At 72.5% G+C, this 3,823-nt stretch carries 3 protein-coding genes; all 3 read left to right on the top strand.

The features are described from left to right. Positions 1-222: 222 nt before the first annotated feature. From HMPREF1008_RS08360 to murB, 3 genes are read left to right on the top strand one after another with little or no spacing between them, the layout of a single operon-like run. A complete protein-coding gene (locus HMPREF1008_RS08360; protein WP_009279426.1) occupies positions 223-1,368 on the top strand; it encodes a glycosyltransferase in 1,146 nt (381 codons plus the stop codon). 59 nt (positions 1,369-1,427) lie between these two features. After that, on the top strand, positions 1,428-2,858 hold the full coding sequence (murC, locus tag HMPREF1008_RS08355; RefSeq protein ID WP_009279425.1) for a UDP-N-acetylmuramate--L-alanine ligase: 1,431 nt from the start codon (positions 1,428-1,430) through the stop codon (positions 2,856-2,858). Further along, the gene (gene murB, locus HMPREF1008_RS08350; RefSeq protein WP_009279424.1) at positions 2,859-3,773 is read left to right on the top strand and encodes a UDP-N-acetylmuramate dehydrogenase; all 915 of its coding nucleotides are present in this window, start codon (positions 2,859-2,861) and stop codon (positions 3,771-3,773) included. Positions 3,774-3,823: the final 50 nt, after the last annotated feature.

The raw sequence follows: 3,823 nt of genomic DNA, 5'->3' as shown, positions 1-3,823 counted from the left end.
TGGGCGGCGGCGCGGCGGGGGAGGTGCCCCCCACGAGGCGGACGTCCCGCATGGGCAGGGGGACGGCCACGCCGCCCGGGCGGGCCGCCTCCCAGGCACGTGGCGGCCGGGGGAGGATAGACTTGGGCCCCAGCGCGGAAGACCGCCTCAGGACCAACAACGACGGAAGGCCGGACGTCCGCGGAGCGGGCGGGCGCCGAGGCGACCGAAGGAGTGACAGACGTGGCAGATAGGCTCAGGGTCGCCATCGCGGCGGGCGGGACGGCAGGACACATCAACCCGGCGCTCGCGCTCGCCGAGGAGCTGCGCGACCGCGGCCACGAGGTGGGCTTCTACGGGCAGCCCGCCCGTCTCGAGGGCACGCTCGTGCCCCAGGCCGGCTTCAGGCTCAACCCCATCAACGTCACGGGCATCGACCGGCATCGCCCCTGGACCGCCGCGAGCGCGCTCTGGCACATGGCGCGCGCGCAGTCCGCCCTGGGCAGGCTCTTCTCGGCCGAGGGCGCCCCGGACGTCGCCGTGGGCTTCGGGGCCTACGTCGAGGCACCCCTCATCAACTGGTGCCACTCCCACGGCGTGCCCTGCGTCATCCACGAGCAGAACTCCGTGCCGGGCCTCGCCAACAAGAACGCCGCGGGGAAGGTGCGCAGCGTCTGCGTGTCGCTGCCCGCGGCCATCGACGCCTTCAGGTCGCACGTGGCGCCCGACACCCAGATTGTCGTGACGGGCAACCCCGTGCGCCGCAGCGTCATCGAGGCGAGCCGCGAGGAGGGCAGGAGGCGCCTGGGGATCCCCGAGGGGGCCACGATGCTCCTGGTCTTCGGCGGGAGCCTCGGCGCGCGCCACGTCAACGAGGCCGTCACGCGCCTCAAGGGCGAGCTCCTCTCCCGCGAGGGCCTCTACGTGGTCCACTCCACCGGCAGGGGCCAGTACGACGAGGTCGTCGAGGCGCTCGCGCTGGGCGAGGCCGAGTCCGGGCGCTGGCAGGTCCTTCCCTACATCGACTCCATGGGAGAGGCCCTCGCGGCGGCCGACCTCGTGCTCAGCCGTGCCGGCGCCTCCTCCATCGCCGAGATAGCGGCGCTCTGCGTCCCAAGCGTGCTCGTGCCCTATCCCCTCGCCACCGGCGACCACCAGACCGCCAACGCCCGCTACCTCGTGGACGCGGGCGCGGCCCGGCTCGTCGCCGACGACGAGCTGGACGGCCCCGAGTTCGACTCGACGCTCCTCTCGCTCGTGGACGACCCCGCCCGCCGCGAGGCCATGCGCGCCTCCGCCCACGGGCTGGGGCAGGCCATGGCCGCCTCCGCGCTCGCAGACCAAGTGGAGGGGGCCGCCGCCCAGAGGGCGGGCGCGCCAATCGGCTAGAGTAGATGCAGCCCGCCGCGTGCTGGCGGCATTGCCTGACTTCGAAGAGAGGTAGCCTCATGTCCTCATCACCCTCCGCCTCCAGCATCGGGAGCGCGCACTTCATCGGCATCGGCGGCGCCGGAATGAGCGGGATCGCCCTCGTCCTCCACCAGCGCGGCTGCAAGGTCACCGGCTCCGACCTCAAGGCGTCGCGCTACGTGCGCGACCTGGAGGACGCCGGCATCGGGGTCCACGTGGGCCATGCGGCGTCCACCATCGACGAGGTCGCCCCCGAGGTCGTCGTGACCTCCTCGGCCATCCCCGAGACCAACCCCGAGGTCATCCGCGCGCGCGAGCTGGGCATTCCCGTCTGGCCCCGCGCCAAGATGCTCTCGGCGCTCTCCGCCGACGCCACCACCGTGGCCGTCGCCGGCACCCACGGCAAGACGACCACCTCGAGCATGGTGGCCACGATGCTCGACCACCTGGGCATGGACCCCTCCTTCCTCATCGGCGGCATCGTCGAGGAGTACGGCACCAACGGCCGCGACGGCAGGGGGGGCTACTTCGTCTGCGAGGCGGACGAGTCCGACGGCTCCTTCCTCTTCCTCGACCCGGACGTGGTCGTGGTCACCAACATCGAGGCGGACCACCTCGACCACTACGGCACCCTCGAGAACATCGAGCGCACCTTCTGCACCTTCATGGGCCTCGTGGGCGACGCCGGCACCGTGGTCATCAACGGTGACGTGCCGCACTACGTGGAGCTCGCGCGCTCCACGGGCCGCAGGGTCCTGAGCTACGGCTTCGACGAGGGCTGCGACTACGTCTGCGTGCCTGTGCCGCAGGAGCCGGGCCTCGCGAGCCGCTTTGCGGTCCGGCTGCCCTCCGGGGGCTCCGTCGAGGTCACCATCAAGGCCAACCCCGGCCGCCACAACATGGCAAACGCCACCGCCGCCATCGCCGTGGCGGACGTCCTGGGCTGCGACGTGGAGAGGGCCGCCGTCGCCCTCTCCGGCTTCGCGGGCGCGCACCGCCGCTTCACCCACGTGGGCGACGTCGACGGCGTCACGGTGGTGGACGACTACGGCCACCACCCGACCGAGATCCGCGCCACGCTCGCGGCAGCCAGGGGGCTGGGCTTCAAGCGCATCGTCTGCGCCTTCCAGCCCCACCGCTACAGCCGCACGCAGGCGCTCGCGGCGGACTTCGCCCATGCCTTCGACGACGCCGACAAGCTCGTGGTGACCGAGGTCTTCCCGGCGGGCGAGACGCCCATCCCCGGCGTCTCGGGCAAGACCGTCTCGAACGGCGTCGCGGCCGCCGGCACGGTGGCCGACGTGAGCTTCATAGCCAACCGCAAGGACCTGGTCCAGCACCTGGTCGAGTCCTGCCGTCCTGGCGACCTGCTCATCACGCAGGGCGCCGGCGACATCACGGCCATAGGGCCGGCCTTCATCGAGGCGCGCCGCGAGGCGGGCGCCGAGGCAGAGGGCCAGAGGTCCTAGTTGAGCGTCTTCAACGCATACATGGCCCTCTCGGGGGCGGTCGACGCCGAGGTCCTGCGCGGGGAGAGGCTCTCGCGTCGCACGACCCTGCGCGTGGGGGGTCCCGCCTCGCTCTTCGTGACCGCCCACGACTACGCCGCGCTCAGGCGCACGATCGAGGTGCTCGACCGCGAGCGCGTCGAGTGGGTCGTGCTGGGCCGCGGCTCCAACGTGCTCGCCTCCGACGAGGGCTTCGACGGGTGCGTCGTCAAGCTGGGACGCGAGTTCTCGCGCGTGAGCGTGGGGGAGGGCGGCCTCGTCTCCGCCGGAGCCGGCGCGCCCCTCTCGAGCCTCGTGAGCCAGACCCTCAAGGAGGGGCTCTCAGGGCTCGAGTGCTGCGTGGGGATCCCCGGCAGCGTGGGCGGGGCCGTGTCCATGGACGCGGGCTCGCGCCACGAGTGGATCGGCAGCCGCGTGAGCGACGTGGTGACCCTGCGGCCGGGCGTCGGCCTGCGGCGCTACGAGGGGTCTGAGGTCGAGTGGGGCTACCGCTGGTGCTCGCTCCCGGCCGGCGAGGTCATCCTGGAGGCGAGCCTCAGGCTGGACCCCAGCACGCGCGAGGAGGTCTCCGCAGAGATGGAGCGCCGCCTTGCCAGCAGGCGCTCCACGCAGCCCATGGGCCAGCCCAGCTGCGGTTCGGTGTTCAAGAACCCGGGCACGCGCTCCGCCGGCGCGCTCATCGACTCCTGCGGCCTCAAGGGCTACGCGGTGGGCGGGGCGCGCGTCTCCGACCTGCACGCCAACTTCATCGTGAATACCGGCGGCGCCACCGCCACGGACGTGGCGCGCGTCATGGCCCACCTGCGCGAGTGCGTGGTCCAGAGGCATGGCATAGAGCTCGAGCCCGAGGTCAAGTGCCTCGGCTTCGGCCGCTAGGGGCCTACGTGGCTGCTAGGAGGCCAACGAAGAGGGGGACCCCCCGCCAG

The organism is Olsenella sp. oral taxon 809 str. F0356 (genome assembly GCF_000233535.1).
In the GTDB taxonomy this organism is placed as follows: domain Bacteria; phylum Actinomycetota; class Coriobacteriia; order Coriobacteriales; family Atopobiaceae; genus Olsenella_I; species Olsenella_I phocaeensis.
This window is presented reverse-complemented; position numbering and strand designations above follow the sequence as displayed.